11 protein-coding genes and 1 pseudogene are annotated in these 14243 nt (G+C 71.1%); 7 read left to right on the plus strand and 5 right to left on the minus strand.

All coding sequences use genetic code 11. The features are described from left to right. Positions 1-25 precede the first annotated feature (25 nt). Positions 26-1306, plus strand: a pseudogene (locus ABZX10_RS10865) (condensation domain-containing protein); the annotation flags it as partial. Positions 1307-1318: 12 nt separating this feature from the next. Here ABZX10_RS10865 and ABZX10_RS10870 read toward each other — a convergent pair. Then, entirely contained in the window at positions 1319-2131 is an 813-nt protein-coding gene (locus ABZX10_RS10870; RefSeq protein WP_355538634.1) for a Ku protein, read from the minus strand. A gap of 228 nt (positions 2132-2359) precedes the next feature. Between ABZX10_RS10870 and ABZX10_RS10875 the strand changes: the two genes are divergently transcribed. The 4 genes from ABZX10_RS10875 (at position 2360) to ABZX10_RS10890 (ending at position 7100) form a co-directional block, all read left to right on the plus strand. Next, the gene (locus ABZX10_RS10875) at positions 2360-2908 is read left to right on the plus strand and encodes a LysR family transcriptional regulator (protein WP_355538637.1); all 549 of its coding nucleotides are present in this window, start codon (positions 2360-2362) and stop codon (positions 2906-2908) included. 76 nt (positions 2909-2984) lie between these two features. Further along, entirely contained in the window at positions 2985-5396 is a 2412-nt protein-coding gene (locus tag ABZX10_RS10880) for an ATP-dependent DNA ligase (RefSeq protein WP_355538640.1), read from the plus strand. Between the two features lie 9 nt (positions 5397-5405). Continuing rightward, the gene (locus ABZX10_RS10885; protein ID WP_355538643.1) at positions 5406-6269 is read left to right on the plus strand and encodes a P1 family peptidase; all 864 of its coding nucleotides are present in this window, start codon (positions 5406-5408) and stop codon (positions 6267-6269) included. 15 nt (positions 6270-6284) lie between these two features. Beyond that, positions 6285-7100: a hypothetical protein gene (locus ABZX10_RS10890; RefSeq protein WP_355538646.1), complete on the plus strand. Its 816-nt coding sequence runs from the start codon at positions 6285-6287 to the stop codon at positions 7098-7100. Here the strand turns inward: ABZX10_RS10890 and ABZX10_RS10895 are convergent. After that, positions 7097-8581 carry a phosphatase PAP2 family protein gene (locus ABZX10_RS10895; protein ID WP_355538649.1) on the minus strand — a complete coding sequence of 495 codons (1485 nt, stop codon included), beginning with the start codon at positions 8579-8581 and terminating at the stop codon, positions 7097-7099. The genes ABZX10_RS10890 and ABZX10_RS10895 overlap by 4 nt on opposite strands. 46 nt (positions 8582-8627) lie before the next feature. Further along, complete coding sequence (locus ABZX10_RS10900) at positions 8628-9500, minus strand: ArgP/LysG family DNA-binding transcriptional regulator (protein WP_355538652.1); 873 nt, start codon at positions 9498-9500, stop codon at positions 8628-8630. A 70-nt stretch (positions 9501-9570) separates the two neighbouring features. On the opposite strand from ABZX10_RS10900, the gene ABZX10_RS10905 reads away from it, so the two are divergent. Further along, entirely contained in the window at positions 9571-10182 is a 612-nt protein-coding gene (locus ABZX10_RS10905) for a LysE family transporter (protein WP_355538655.1), read from the plus strand. Positions 10183-10252: 70 nt separating this feature from the next. Continuing rightward, on the plus strand, positions 10253-10903 hold the full coding sequence (locus ABZX10_RS10910) for an SDR family oxidoreductase (RefSeq protein WP_355538658.1): 651 nt from the start codon (positions 10253-10255) through the stop codon (positions 10901-10903). A gap of 138 nt (positions 10904-11041) precedes the next feature. On the opposite strand, the gene pntB is transcribed toward ABZX10_RS10910, so the two are convergent. Continuing rightward, on the minus strand, positions 11042-12493 hold the full coding sequence (gene pntB, locus ABZX10_RS10915; protein ID WP_355538661.1) for a Re/Si-specific NAD(P)(+) transhydrogenase subunit beta: 1452 nt from the start codon (positions 12491-12493) through the stop codon (positions 11042-11044). Positions 12494-12496: 3 nt separating this feature from the next. Further along, complete coding sequence (locus tag ABZX10_RS10920; protein ID WP_355538664.1) at positions 12497-14023, minus strand: Re/Si-specific NAD(P)(+) transhydrogenase subunit alpha; 1527 nt, start codon at positions 14021-14023, stop codon at positions 12497-12499. Between the last annotated feature and the right edge of the window lie 220 nt (positions 14024-14243).

Consider the following 14243-nt stretch of genomic DNA (forward strand, 5'->3'; position numbering starts at 1 on the left):
TGCGTTGGAGGGCTAGGGTACCGCCATGCGCCTGACCAATGTCGCGCACCTGCGACTGCCCTTCGGCCGGCTGTACGGCTACGACGTCACGGCGTCCGAGCCGGGCGCCGCGCTGCCGGTGTCGTTCGACCAGGCGCGGCACGTGGGCGCCGGGGATCGGCCCGGATCGTGGATGGCGCTGTCCTTCCGGCTCCCCGACCTCGTACCGCGAGATCGGCTCGCGCAGGCGTGGCTCGCCGTCATCGCCCGCCACGGCACGCTGCGCACCGCCTTCCTCCCCGGGCCCGACGGCCCGACCCTGCACGAGGTCACCGTCGGACCGGGAGCGTGGGTGGAGCACTCCATCGGGCCGGGGCAGGCGGTGGGCGACGCGCTGCGGGACGTGCTCGACGACGCCTGTTCCCCGTACCGGCGTCCGGCCCACCGGTTGTGCGTGCTGGAGACCGCCGCCGGTCCGACGGTGATCGTTGCGGCCGACCACGCGCACACCGACATGTGGTCGATGCTGGTGATCGCGCGCGACCTGCTCGCCGCACTCGACGAGCTCGGTGCCGGCCGCGCACCGTCGTGGGACCCGGTGCCGCCCTTCGTCGACCACACCCGGGCCCTGCGCGAGCGTCCCCGCGCCCCCGCGGAGGTGCGCGATCGGTGGCGGGAGATCCTGACCGCCAGCGGCGGTGTCATGCCGGTGTTCCCGCTGCCGCTCGGCGCACCCGAGCCGTACGCCGAACGGGTCGAGGTGCGGGACGTGTTGGGTACCGATGGGGTGGCCGCCTTCGCCGACGCGGCGCGTGCGGCGGGCGTGTCGACGCTGTCGGCGACCGTCGCCGCGATGACGCGGGTGACGCTGGATCGTGCGGGCGCCCCGTTGCGCGCGGTGTTCCCGGTGCACAGTCGCTACGACGAGCGGTGGCACGACTCGGTTGGCTGGTTCATCACCAATTCGGTACTGGACTCGCCGTCGGCGGAGCCGGCCGCCGCCGCCGACGCCGTGCGCGAGGCGGTGGGCCTGGGCTCGTGGCCGCTGGAGGACGTGCTCGCGGAGTGGGGTGGGATGCCCGAGGCGCCCGGCATGTTCGCCATCTCGTGGCTCGACCTGCGGCGGCTCCCGGTCCGCATCGACGCCGCCCGTCTCGACGCCCAGTACGTCGGCGCGACCATCCGCACCGACGGCGTGATGCTCTGGTTCATTCTCGACGAGGCCGGCCTGCACCTGCGCTGCCGCTACCCGGACACCCTCGAGGCGCGCGCCAACGTCGGCGACTGGCTCGACGCCGTGGTCCGCGAGTTGCAGGCCCGCGCCCGGGCGTGAAACCTCTCAGCCGGCCGCGCGCTTGCGGGCCGGGCGATCGGCCTGCGCCTCCCGGCTGCGCACCGAGGCCTTGAGTGCGGCGAGCAGGTCGGCGACCTCGTCGTCCTCGGTCTCCTCCTCGGGCGCCTCGGGGAAGGCCGTGCCGCCGGTGGCCTTGGCCTCGATGAGCTGGCGCAGTTGCACCTGATAGTCGTCCTCGTACTGCTCGGGATCGAAATCCGTGGCCATCGAGTCGATGAGCGAGGCGGCCATGGCCAGCTCCTGCGGCCGGATCTTCACCTCCTCGGTCAGCGCCGGGAACTCGGGCTTGCGGATCTCGTCCGGCCAGAGCAGGGTCTGCAGCACCATGACCTCGTCCACGACCCGCAGCGCACAGAGCCGGGTGCGGTTGCGCAGCGTGAAGGTGCAGATGGCCAGGCGATCGGTCTCCTGCAGCGCCTGCCGCAGCAGTACGTACGCCTTGGGCGACTTCGACGAGGGCTCGAGGTAGTAGGGCTTGTCGAACATGATCGGGTCGACCTCCTCGCGGGGCACGAACTCCGTGACCGCGATCTCCCGGTGCTTCTCGACCGGCATCGACTTCACGTCCTCCTTGGAGAGCACCACCGTGTCGCCACCCTCGGACTCGAAGGCGTTGGCGATGTTCGCGAACTCGACCTCGTCGTCGGTCCCCTCGCGGACGCGCTTGTACCGGATCCGGACCCCGTCCTTCGCATCCACCTGGTGCGACTTCGCGTCGTGACTCTCGATCGCGGAATACACCTTCACGGGCACGTTGACCAGCCCGAACGACAGCTCACCCGTCCATATCGCGCGCATGTGACCATTGTGACTGGTGTGAGTGCGGAATGCGAGGCCTGCGCCGAACCGACGGCACGGGGCACGGAGCATGGGCATGGGCACGGGCACGGGCACGGGCACGGGCACGGGCACGGGCACGGGCCCGATAATGATGCGCGCCGTGCATCACCCGCCCGAGCAGCGTGGCACGTCGCAGGCGGCCGGGCTCCGTGGCCGCATGTCAGGCCTCCCGCCTACCGTCCGTGCATGACCGACATCGACCGACTCCGTCTCGTCGCCACGGTGGTGCGGACGCGGAGCATCCACGAGACCGCCCGTGCGCACGGCGTCGCGCAGTCCACCGTCACGCGCGCTGTCGCGGCCGCCGAGCGCCTGGTCGGATTCGAGCTGTTCACCCGCTCCGCGACCGGCTCTCATCCTCGCCCGGAGGCCGCCCCCGCCGTAGCCCTGATCGAGACCATCGTGACCGCGTTCGACGCACTGGCAAGCCTTCGCGGATCGCCACCGACCGGCCTCCGCATCGCGTGCACCGAACCACCTCCGCCGCGGGTGGAGACCTCGATCGCCCAGTGGCGGCGCGAGCAGGCTCCGCCGATCTCCGAGGTGACGGTGGACGATCCCGTCGCGGCGGTCATCGCGCACGAGGCCGACTTCGCGGTCGTCCCCATCGGAACCGCGATCCCCGACGACCTCATCTGGCAGTGCGTCCGCGCCGTGCGCGGCGGGGGCACGGCCCTGGTGCATCGACGCACCGAGTCACCCCAGGTCACCGCCTTCCTCCGCATGATCGGCTGATCAGCAAAGGGGATGCGCGGGGCGCATCACCCCGCGAACCGAGTGCCATTCCCATGGGGTGCCGGATAATGGCCACGTGGCGCAGATCCGGGAGAACCGCGAGGTCGGCGGCATCGCCGTGCAGTTGACCAACCTGGACAAAGTGATCTACCCCGCCACCGGCACCACCAAGGCCGAGATCATCGACTACTACCAGGCCATCGCCCCGTTCGCCCTCCCCCACCTGGCCGACCGGCCGCTCACCCGCAAGCGCTGGCCCAACGGCGTCGACAAGACGGCCTTCTTCGAGAAGCGGCTGCCCGGCCACGCGCCCGCGTGGATCCGCCGCGGCAGCCAACACCACTCCGACGGCGAGTCCCTGTACCCGGTCATCGACAGCGCGGCCGGCATGGTCTGGCTCGGGCAGCAGGCGGCCCTCGAGCTGCACGTGCCGCAGTGGACCTTCGTGGCCGACGGTGCCGCCGCGACCGGCCCGGAGTCGCTCGCCCCGGAGCTCCCCGGCCCGCCCGATCGCCTCGTGCTGGACCTCGATCCCGGCCCCGACGTCACCCTCGACGACTGCGCGGCCCTCGCGCTGCGCATCCGCGACCTCCTGGCCGCGATGGGCCTGGACGCGTACCCCGTGACCAGCGGCTCGAAGGGACTGCACGTCTACGCGCCACTCCCGGGCGGGATCTCCTCGCAGGGCGCGCGGAAGGTCGCGCACGCGATCGCCGCCCAACTCGAGTCCGAGTCGCCCGATCTGGTCACCGCGTCGATGGCGAAGGACCAGCGCGGCGGGCGGATCTTCGTCGACTGGTCGCAGAACAGCGCGTCCAAGACCACCGTCTCGCCCTACTCACTGCGCGGACGCGATCACCCGTGGGTCGCCGCGCCGCGCGCCTGGGACGAACTCACCCGGCCCGGCCTGCGCCAGCTCGAGTTCGGGGAGGTCCTCGCGCGCGCCCTGTCCGACGGTGACCTCCTGGCCGGGCTCGACGGTGCCGACGACCCCGGGTCGGCAGGCTCCGGAGCCGGGCCGTCGGCACCGTCGGCGCCGCCGCCCGAGCCCGTCGACCTGGGCGCGTACCGCGCCAAGCGCGATGCGCGGAAGACGCCCGAGCCCTTCGGCGGCGCACCGTCGACGGGCGATCCGATCTTCGTCATCCAGGAGCACCACGCGCGCCGCCTGCACTACGACTTCCGTCTGGAGCACGACGGGGTGCTCGCCTCCTGGGCGGTGCCGAAGAACCTGCCCGACGATCCCGAGATCAACCACCTGGCCGTCCGCACCGAGGACCACCCGATGGACTACGCCGCGTTCGAGGGCAGTATCCCGAAGGGCGAGTACGGCGGCGGCGACGTGACCATCTGGGACCACGGCACCTACGAGCTGGAGAAGTGGCGCAGCGGCGAGGTGATCGTGACCCTGCACGGGAATCGCCTGCGGGGCAAGCGGTACGCGCTGATCCGCACCGGCGAGAAGAACTGGCTGGCACACCTGACCAAGGACAAGACCGCGGCCGCCCAGGCCCCGGCGACCACGTCGGCACCGGATCCCATGCTGCCCACCGAATCCCCCATCGACGCTCTGTCCGGTGCGGACTGGGCCTTCGAGGGCAAGTGGGACGGCTACCGGATCATCGCGACGGTGCGCGGCGGCACCGTCGCGCTGCGTACCCGGTCCGGGCGCGTGGTGACCGGGGAGTTCCCCGAATTCGAGTCGCTCGCACAGGATCTCGACGGCATGGACGTGGTGCTCGACGGCGAGGCGGTGGTGCTCGACGCCAGCGGCGTACCGTCGTTCCACCTGATGGCGGGCGGCGACACCAGGGCCGGCGCCGTGCGACTGTTCCTGTTCGACGTGCTCGCGCTGAACGGCGTCGACCTCACCACACGCCCATGGGCGGTGCGCCGACAGGTCCTGGAAGGCCTTGCGCCGCTGCTCGAAGCGGACACCTCGGTGAGCCTGCCCGGACTCGTGGACGCGGCCGACGGCGCACAGGCCGCCGCGCTGAGCGCGGAGCTCGGCTGGGAGGGGATCATTGCGAAGCGCCGCGACTCCCCGTACCTGCCCGGGCAGCGCGTGCGGGCCTGGCTCAAGCACAAGAACTGGCGCGACCTGCAGGTCGCGATCGGCGGCTGGAAACCCGGGAAGGGCTCGCGGGCGAACGGGATCGGCTCGGTGCTCGTCGGCCTCCCCGCCGAGACCGGGCTGGTGTACCTGGGGTCGGTGGGATCAGGCTTCTCGGACCGCGACCTCGCGGCCCTGCGAGAGGAGCTGGAGCCGCTGCGGATGCGCCGCTCGCCGTTCACGGCCCCGATCGACGATCCGGAGGTCCGTGATGCGGTGTGGGTGCTGCCGAAGGTGATCGGCGACGTCCGCTACTCGTCGCTGCGGCGCGGCGGCCACCTGCGGCAACCCACCTGGCGGGGGTTCCGACGGGACCTGCTGCCCGGTGACCTCCCGACCGCGGACGAGGCGCCGTGGGAGGGCCCGGGAGACTAGCCTGAGGGCATGCCCGTCAGTGCGATCGTCACCATCCCCGGCGTCCGCGTCGGCCACACCACCGACACCGCGGCCCGCACCGGCTGCACGGTCGTGACCTTCCCCGACGGCACCGTCGGGTCCGGGGAGGTGCGCGGCGGCGCCCCCGCCTCCCGCGAGTTCGACCTGCTCGCCCCCGAGCGGTCCGTGGAGGAGATCCACGCCGCCGTACTCACCGGGGGTTCCGCGTTCGGGCTCGCCAGCGCCGACGGGGTGATGCGCCGCCTCGAGGAGGAGGGGCGCGGCGTCGAGACCGTCGCCGGCCGGGTCCCGATCGTGCCCGCCCTGGGCCTGTTCGACCTCATGGTCGGAGACCCGACTGTGCGCCCCACCGCCGAGGACGGTTACGCCGCAGCCGCTTCCGCGTCCGCCGATGCCGACCTGCAGGGGCTGATCGGCGCCGGGACCGGTGCCACCGTGGGCAAGGCCCGCGGCGTCGAGGGCATGCGCGACGCGGGCCTCGCGTACGCCGAGGTGCGCGCGGGCGCGGTGATCGTGGGCGCGCTGTGCGCCGTGAACGCCTTCGGCGACATCCTCACCGGCGAGTCGACCACCACCGCGGACTTCGGCTACGAGCCCTTCGAACGCGGCGGGAACCGCGAGAACACCACCATCGGCGTGGTGATCACCAACGCCCGGCTCAGTAAGGTCGAGTGCCTGATCCTCGCGCAGGGCGCGCACGACGGCCTCGCCCGCGCGATCGACCCGCCGCACACCCGATTCGACGGAGACGCCTTCATCTCCGCGGCCACCGGCGCGGTGGAGGCGAAGGTGGACCTGGTGCGCGCGTTGGCCATCACCGCAGTCGCCGAAGCCATCCGCTCGCGCGCCTGACGGTCGGCCGCGCCGATGATCCCCCTCCGCCTCGTCTCCTGTGCGGCGTCCGTCCTCGTGCTCGCCTCCGCCTGCGCCGTGCTGCCCGAGGATCCGCGCCCGGCGCCGGAGGCACCGTCGACCCCGGTTGCGGTGGTCACGACGCCGAGCGTGGCCCCCTACAACGTGGTCGCGCCGGGCCTCCCGGCCGCGGTCGCGACGCGGCCCACCACCGGAGCGGGCATCGCCACCTACGCCGACCCGTTCGGCGTGTACTCCAGCATCTGCACGCTCGGCTTCCTCGCCCGCTACCCGAACGGGCAGATCGTGGCGTTCACCGCCGGACACTGCGCCGAGGCCGCGCGGCAGGTGCGGCCGGACCGCAACCCCGTGGCGCGCTACCTGACCTCCGCGGACAGCAGCGTCCCCTTCGGCGAGTACATCAAGGCGACCCGCAGCGCGCGCGGGCAGGACATCGCGATCATCCAGGTGGCGGGCCGCGATGTCGCGCCGGTCGCGCCGGCGATCGGACCGGTGACCGGGTTCAGCACCCCGGATCGCCTGCGCACGGAACGGCCCGAGATCTGCATCGTCGGAGCCCGGACGGGCCGGCACTGCGGGGTTCTCGACGACGTGTCGGGCACCCGCGTCACGTGGGCCGGGATCCCCGCCGTCGAAGGCGACTCCGGCGGGCCGGTCTACGCCAAGTGGCCCGACGGGACCTTCACCGCCGTCGGCGTGGTCAACTCCGTGCACACCCGCGCCGATGGCACCGGAACCGGAAGCGGCACGGGCACACTGATCGCCGCCGACATCGAGGCCAACGACATGACGCTGCTGGGTACGGCCTAGCGGGTGAGACTCGTTCCGAACACGCGCAGTTCGCGGTAGGCGACCCGGAAGGTCGCACGGGTGTGCAGATCCCCCGCCTCGCCGTCGTGTGCCACACGGAAGGGCTCGTCGGCGTCGATGGTGACCACCGGCGCCTGCAGCTCGCGGTAGACCTTCGAGTTGCGGATCCGGCCGCTGATCCACGACAACAGCAGCCGCGACCAGGCGTACCGGTGCCCGTCCTCGAGATACCGCACATCGAGCACGCCGTCGTCGAGGCGGGAGCGCCGGCCGGGCACGAAACTCGGTGCGCCGTACATGGAATTGCCGAGGAAGAAGAAGGAGACGGTGGCCGGGCGGCCCTCGATCCGCACCGTCACGGGCGACGAGTGCCGCAGCACGTGGCGCATCGCGCGGACGGTGGCCGTGGCGCGGCCGATGCGGCGCTTCTGATAGCGCGTGCGCGCCTCGACGAAGTCCGGGTACGCGCCGATGCTCGCGGTGTTGAGCAGCAGCTTCTCGTCGTTGAGCCACACCACGTCGACCTTGGCGATCCGGCCGCTGCGGATCGAATCGACGACGGCGGCAACGGTTTCCGAACCTATGTCCAACGCGAAGTGATTGAAGGTGCCCGCAGGGAAGACCGCGAGCGGCTTGCCGGTGGCCACAGCGTGCGCGGCCAGCGTGGCCACGGTGCCGTCGCCGCCCGCCACGCCGAGGAATTCCGCCCGCTCCGCTGCGTCCGCGGCGACCGCCTCGATGTCGGAATCCTCGGCGAGCTCGATGATCTCGGCCAGGGGCAGCGCCGAGCGGATCTCCTCCGCCACGCGAGTGCCGGTGCCATCGCCCGATGCGGGGTTGAGCACCACGATCAAGCCCGCACCGTCGCGATCGGTCTCGAGGTGCTCGACGGTGGGTTCCGGCGTCATCGTGCGGCTGTCGTCCACGGGCGGCACGAGCCGGGCGCCCGCGATCGCGACGCCCGCACCCACCGCGAACCCCGCCAGGACGTCGCCCGGATAGTGCGCGCCGGTGGCGACCCGGGACAGCCCGACCGCGCCCGCCAGGCCGGCCAGTGCATATCCGGCGGTACGGTTCTCGAGCCCTACGCCGATCGCGAACGCCGCCGCGGCCGCCGAGTGCCCGGACGGGAACGAGGTGGAAGTGGGCTGGCGCCGGGCGCGACGGAGCGGCACACCGTCGAACACCGGACGGCGACGGGGGTAGATCCGCTTGAGCCCCTGATTGACGATCAGGCTCGTGACCGCGAGGGAGACCACTCCACGGACGGCGCCGCGCCGCGACGACAGGCCCCCGAAGCCGCCGAGCCCGGCCGCGATGACCAGCCACAGCTTGGAGTGATCCGCCGCCGCGGAGAGCGGTCGCATCGTGAGGTCCAGAAGGGGACTCGGCGAATCGGCGACGGCGTCGAACAGGCGGCGGTCGAGGTCGCTCAGGCCCTCGTGGAGGGTGCGGAGGGGGTGCGGCGCGGGATCCGACATGTCCCGAAAGTACCCCGGTCCGCGGCGGATCGGAGTCGGTCGGCGATCAGCGCAGGTGGATCGCCGCCGCGGCGTGGATGGCATCGGTGAGCAGCTCGACAGCGCGGGTGTGCAACCGCCAGGACTGCCAGTACAGCTTCACGTCGACGGTGTCATCCGTGAGGCGGAGCAACGCGCCGCGGTCGATCGCGTCGCCGATGTCCGCCTCCGGGAGGCTGCCCCAGCCGAGCCCGGCCCGGACCGCGTGCGCGAAGCCCTCCGACGACGGGATCCGGTGCATCGGAGGCCCGTCCTCGATCCCGCGACGGTGCAGCACCCGGGTCTGCAGCTCGTCCTTACGCAGGTCGTACTGGACGATCGGCATCTCGCGCCAGCGCCAGCGGCCACGGACACGCCACCGCTCCGCATACGCCGGCGCGCACACCGGCAGGTAGCGCATGGTGCCCAGGAACTCCGCCGAACAGCCCTGCACCGGCTCCGGGTCGGTGGTGATCGCACCCAGCACCGAACCCGCGCGCAACACGTCGGCGGTGTGGTGTTCGTCGTCCACGACGAGCCGCAACAGCGGACCGTCGGGCTGCGCCGCGATCGCGGCGATCACGTCGCGGAACCAGGTGGCCAGGGAATCCGCATTGACCCCGATGTCCAGCACGGTCGACGGTGCGCCGCCCGCCAAGCGGCCCAGCGCGTCGGCCTCGAGGGAGGCGACGCCGCGGGCGAGCCCGAGCAGCACCTCACCCTGCGCCGTGGGGCGGCACGGTCCCTCTCGGGTGACGACGACATGCCCGACCTGCTGCTCGAGGGCCCGGATCCGCTGGCTGACCGCCGACTGCGTGATCCGTAGCCGCGCCGCCGCGGCACCGAAGCTCTCCTCCTCCACCACAGCGACGAGGGTCTCGAGATGATGCCCGCTCAGCATGAAGTGATTCTAATGGGTCATCGCCTCATCGCATTCGTACTTATGTCGCTCGAGCCCTAGCGTCGTGGACATGACCTCCGCACTCCTCGCCGGCATGGGCCTCGGCCTCTCGCTCATCGTCGCCATCGGCGCGCAGAACGCCTACGTCCTGCAGGTGGGCGTGCGGGGTCGCGGGCTCGCGGCGGTTGTCGCGGTGTGCATCGCGTCGGACGTCGTCCTCATCGTCGCGGGAGTCGCCGGGCTCGGGGCGGCCGTGTCCGGGCGGCCGGTGCTGCTCGAGACGGTCAAGTGGGCCGGTGTCGTGGTGCTCGTCGGGTACGGACTTCGCTCGCTGTGGTCGGCCCGGACCTCGGCCGGCTTGGTCGCGGGCGGTGACGGCGGGGCGTCGGTCCTGCCGATCGTCGCGGGCGTGCTGGCATTGACCTGGCTCAATCCGCACGTCTATCTCGACACCGTGCTGCTCCTCGGGTCGGCTTCCACGCGGTACGCCGGTGATCGCTGGTGGTTCGCACTCGGAGCCTGCGTCGCCAGTGTCCTGTGGTTCTGCCTGCTGGGGTTCGGTGCCCGACGGATGGCGGGAGTGCTGGGCCGGCCGGGCGTGTGGCGCGCGATCAACCTCGGGATCGGTGTACTCCTGCTGGTCCTCGCGCTGCGCCTCACGACGATGCCGCTCGGGGGCTGAGCTGTGTGGCGGATTCCTCCCGTGCAGCGGGCAAGATCGACCACACGACGAAGCGCGTACGTTGGAACGCATGGCAGCAGTCACGATCATCGGTGGACACGGCAAGATCGCGCTGATTCTGGCGCGGATCCTCAGCTCCCGGGGCGACGTGGTCACCTCCTGGATCCGCGACCCCGGGCAGTCGGAGGAGGTCGCCGCAACGGGAGCGAGACCGCGGGTCCTCGATGTCGAGAACGCCTCTCGCGAGGAGATCGCTGCCGCCCTCGCCGGGTCGGACGCGGTCGTCTTCTCCGCGGGCGCCGGCGGGGGGAATCCGGAGCGCACCTACGCCGTCGACCGCGACGCCGCGATCCGCTCGATCCAGGCGGCCGAGCAGGCCGGGGTGAAGCGCTACGTCATGGTCTCCTACCTCGGGGCCGCGCCCGATCACGGCGTCCCGGAGTCCGATCCGTTCTTCCCCTACGCGGAAGCTAAGGCCGCCGCCGATGTCGCGCTGCGCGCCTCCGACCTGGACTGGACCGTGCTCATGCCGGGCCGCCTCACCCTCGACGAGCCGACCGGCCGCGTCGATCCGGACGCGACGCGGTCCGCGGACAACCCCGGCACGTCGCGCGCGAACGTCGCGCTGGTCGCGGCCTCCGTACTGGACCGGCCGGACACCGTCGGGAAGGACCTGCCCTTCACCGACGGCGGTACCGCCATCGAACAGGCCTGGGCCTGACCCAGAAGCCGATTGAACACTGTTCATGCACGGGGCGACCTGCGGTTTCACCGTTGGTAACAGTGTTCAATTCGGGGGTGGGATGCAGAAGGGCCCGGCACCGTCGAGACGACGGTGCCGGGCCCGAGTGCTGTGGGATCAGCGCATGGCGGAGAGGATGTCCTGCACGCGGTCCTTGGCGTCACCGAAGAGCATCGCCGAGTTGTCGCGGAAGAACAGCGGGTTCTGGACGCCGGCGTAACCGGCGGCCATGGACCGCTTGAAGACGATCACGTTCTCGGCCTCCCACACGGTGAGCACGGGCATGCCCGCGATGGGGCTGCTCGGGTCCTCGGACGCGGCCGGGTTGACCGTGTCGTTGGCACCGATCACCAGCACCACGTCGGTGTCCGCGAGGTCGTCGTTGATCTCGTCCATCTCGAGCACGATGTCGTACGGGACCTTCGCCTCGGCGAGGAGCACGTTCATGTGCCCGGGCAGGCGGCCGGCGACGGGGTGGATGCCGAACCGGACGTCGACGCCCTTCTTGCGCAGCTCGCTGGTGAGCTCGGCCACGCCGTACTGCGCCTGCGCCACGGCCATGCCGTAGCCCGGGGTGATGACCACGGACTTGGCGCCGGTGAGGAGCTCGGCGACCTGCTCGGCGTTGACCTCGCGGTGCTCGCCGTAGTCCTTGTCGTCCGCCGGGCCGGCCTCGATGCCGAAGCCACCCGCGATGACGGAGATGAACGACCGGTTCATCGCCTTGCACATGATGTAGCTCAGGTACGCACCCGAGGAGCCGACGAGCGCGCCGGTGACGATGAGCAGGTCGTTGCTCAGCAGGAAGCCCGACGCCGCCGCGGCCCAGCCGGAGTAGCTGTTGAGCATCGAGATGACGACGGGCATGTCGCCGCCGCCGATCGAGGCGACCAGGTGCCAGCCCAGGAACAGGGCGAGCGCGGTGATGACCCCGAGCAGGATCAGCGAGGCGGTGTCGTGGTGCGTGTCGCGAGCGACGTACACCGCGGTCAGAACGACGAACAGCACCAGCGAGCCGACGTTGATGAAGTTCTTGCCCGGCAGCATCAGCGGCGCCGACTTCATCTTTCCGGACAGCTTCCGGTTGGCGACGATCGACCCGGTCAGGGTGACCGCACCGATGAAGATGCCGATCGCGATCTCGGCCTCGTGGATGTTGGTCAGCGACCGGATGTCACCGGCGTTCACACCCGTGGTGTCGAAGCCCTCGAGGGCACCGTTCCAACCGATGAGCACGGCGGCGAGGCCGACGAAGGAGTGGAGCAGGGCGATCAGCTCCGGCATGCCCGTCATCTCGACGATGCGCGCGCGCCAGAATCCGATCAGGGCGCCGATGACGATGGCACCGGCCATGAGCACGACCGGCAGCCACTTCAGGTCAAGGCTGTCGAGATCGAAGACCTTCTTGAGCACCAGCGCGATGGTCGCGACGAGCGCGATGCCCATGCCGGTGATGCCGTAGGTCAGGCCGCTCTTGGAGGACTCGTGCTTGGACAGCCCGGCCAGCGAGAGGATGAACAGAAGCGACGCGACGATGTACGCCGCGGTGGCGATTGCGGTGATGGTCATGGATCACGCCCCCTTGCTGAACATGGCGAGCATGCGGCGCGTGACCGCGAATCCACCGAAGATGTTGATCGAGGCGACCAGGATCGCGATCGTCGACAGCACGAGCACCGTCGTGTTGTCGCTGGCGATCTGCAGCAGCGCACCGACCACGACGACGCCGGAGATGGCGTTCGTCACCGACATCAGCGGCGTGTGCAGCGCGTGCGCCACGTTGCCGATGACGTAGTAGCCGATGACGATCGCCAGCATGAGCACGGTGAAGTGCTGCGGCAACGGGTTGGGCGCGAAGCTGATCAGCAGGCCGAAGAGCACCACGCCGATCAGGGTGAGCGAGACCTTCTTGGACGCCGACATCGGCTCCTTGACGGGCTTCGGCTCCACCGCGGCAGCGGCTTCCGCCTTCGGCGCGGCCGAGACCTGCACCGGCGGCGGCGGGAACAGCAGCTCGCCCGCGCGGGTCACGGTGATCGACCGCTGGACCGGGTCCTCGAAGTCGAGCACGAGCTGCCCGTCCTTCTCGGGCGTCACCAGCTTGAGCAGGTTGACGAGGTTCGTGCCGTACAGCTGCGAGGCCTGCGCGGGTAGGCGACCCGCGAGGTCCGTGTACCCGATGATGGTGACGCCGTTGGGCGTCACGATCGCCTCGTCCTTGACCGCACCCGCGACGTTGCCGCCGTTCGAGGCTGCCATGTCGACGATGACGCTGCCCGGCTTCATCGAGGCGACCATCTCCTCCGTGATGATCCGCGGCGCGGGGCGCCCGGGGATCAGCGCGGTGGTGATGATGATGTCGACGTCCTTGCACTGCTCGGCGTACAGCTGCGCCTCGCGTGCCTTGTAGTCGTCGTCCATCTCCTTGGCGTACCCGGTGGCCGAGACCTCGGCCTTCTCGTTGGCCACGGAGAGGTACTCGCCGCCCAGCGAGGCGACCTGATCGGCCACCTCGGGGCGCGGGTCGGTGGCGCGGACGATCGCGCCGAGCGAGCCGGCGGCACCGATCGCGGCGAGGCCGGCGACGCCGGCACCCACCACGAGCACCTTGGCCGGCGGGACCTTGCCCGCGGCCGTGACCTGACCCGTGAAGAACCGGCCGAAGACGTGCGCCGCCTCGACGACGGCGCGATAGCCGGCGATGTTCGCCATCGACGACAGGACGTCCATCGACTGCGCGCGCGAGATGCGCGGCACCGACTCCATGGCCAGCGCGGTCAGCTCACGGCGACGCAGGTCCTCGAGCAGCTCGGGGTTCTGGGCGGGTGCCAGGAGGCCCGCGACGGTCGCGCCGGGGCGGATACCGTCGAGCTGCGCGGCCGACGGGGCGTTGACGCCCAGCACGATGTCCGCCGTGCGTGCATCACCGATCGACGCACCCGCCTCGACATAGGCCTCGTCCGAGAACGAGGACGCCGCACCGGCGCCCGAGTCCACGACGACCTCGTAACCGAGCTTGATCAGCTGGGCGACGGTGGCGGGGGTGGCGGCGACGCGGGTCTCGCCCGGCCGTGCCTCTTTCAAAGCTCCGATGATCATGCGCAGCACTCCCACTGCTGTCCCCCGAACGGGGACATGGTCGGTTCACCGACGTTCATTGATTCGTTCCTGTCGTCCCTACCGGGGCACGCGGATGCGGCCCGGAGCTCCGGCAACAAGGGCGAGGACACACGCGCGTGCACCCCCGCCGCGGTGTGAACGGGGGCGGATCCCGTGAGGCGCCTGGGATCACCAGGCATCGGAGAAGACGTGGCCCGCC

Source organism: Tsukamurella sp. NPDC003166 (assembly GCF_040611135.1).
Lineage (GTDB): Bacteria > Actinomycetota > Actinomycetes > Mycobacteriales > Mycobacteriaceae > Tsukamurella.

Excerpts from the sequence above, each read along its gene's own strand:
- ABZX10_RS10870 (WP_355538634.1), bottom strand. The coding sequence starts at position 2,131 with ATGCGCGCGATATGGACGGGTGAGCTGTCGTTCGGGCTGGTCAACGTG.
- ABZX10_RS10875 (WP_355538637.1), top strand. The coding sequence starts at position 2,360 with ATGACCGACATCGACCGACTCCGTCTCGTCGCCACGGTGGTGCGGACG.
- ABZX10_RS10885 (WP_355538643.1), top strand. The coding sequence starts at position 5,406 with ATGCCCGTCAGTGCGATCGTCACCATCCCCGGCGTCCGCGTCGGCCAC.
- ABZX10_RS10890 (WP_355538646.1), top strand. The coding sequence starts at position 6,285 with ATGATCCCCCTCCGCCTCGTCTCCTGTGCGGCGTCCGTCCTCGTGCTC.
- ABZX10_RS10895 (WP_355538649.1), bottom strand. The coding sequence starts at position 8,581 with ATGTCGGATCCCGCGCCGCACCCCCTCCGCACCCTCCACGAGGGCCTG.
- ABZX10_RS10900 (WP_355538652.1), bottom strand. The coding sequence starts at position 9,500 with ATGCTGAGCGGGCATCATCTCGAGACCCTCGTCGCTGTGGTGGAGGAG.
- ABZX10_RS10905 (WP_355538655.1), top strand. The coding sequence starts at position 9,571 with ATGACCTCCGCACTCCTCGCCGGCATGGGCCTCGGCCTCTCGCTCATC.
- ABZX10_RS10910 (WP_355538658.1), top strand. The coding sequence starts at position 10,253 with ATGGCAGCAGTCACGATCATCGGTGGACACGGCAAGATCGCGCTGATT.
- pntB (WP_355538661.1), bottom strand. The coding sequence starts at position 12,493 with ATGACCATCACCGCAATCGCCACCGCGGCGTACATCGTCGCGTCGCTT.
- ABZX10_RS10920 (WP_355538664.1), bottom strand. The coding sequence starts at position 14,023 with ATGATCATCGGAGCTTTGAAAGAGGCACGGCCGGGCGAGACCCGCGTC.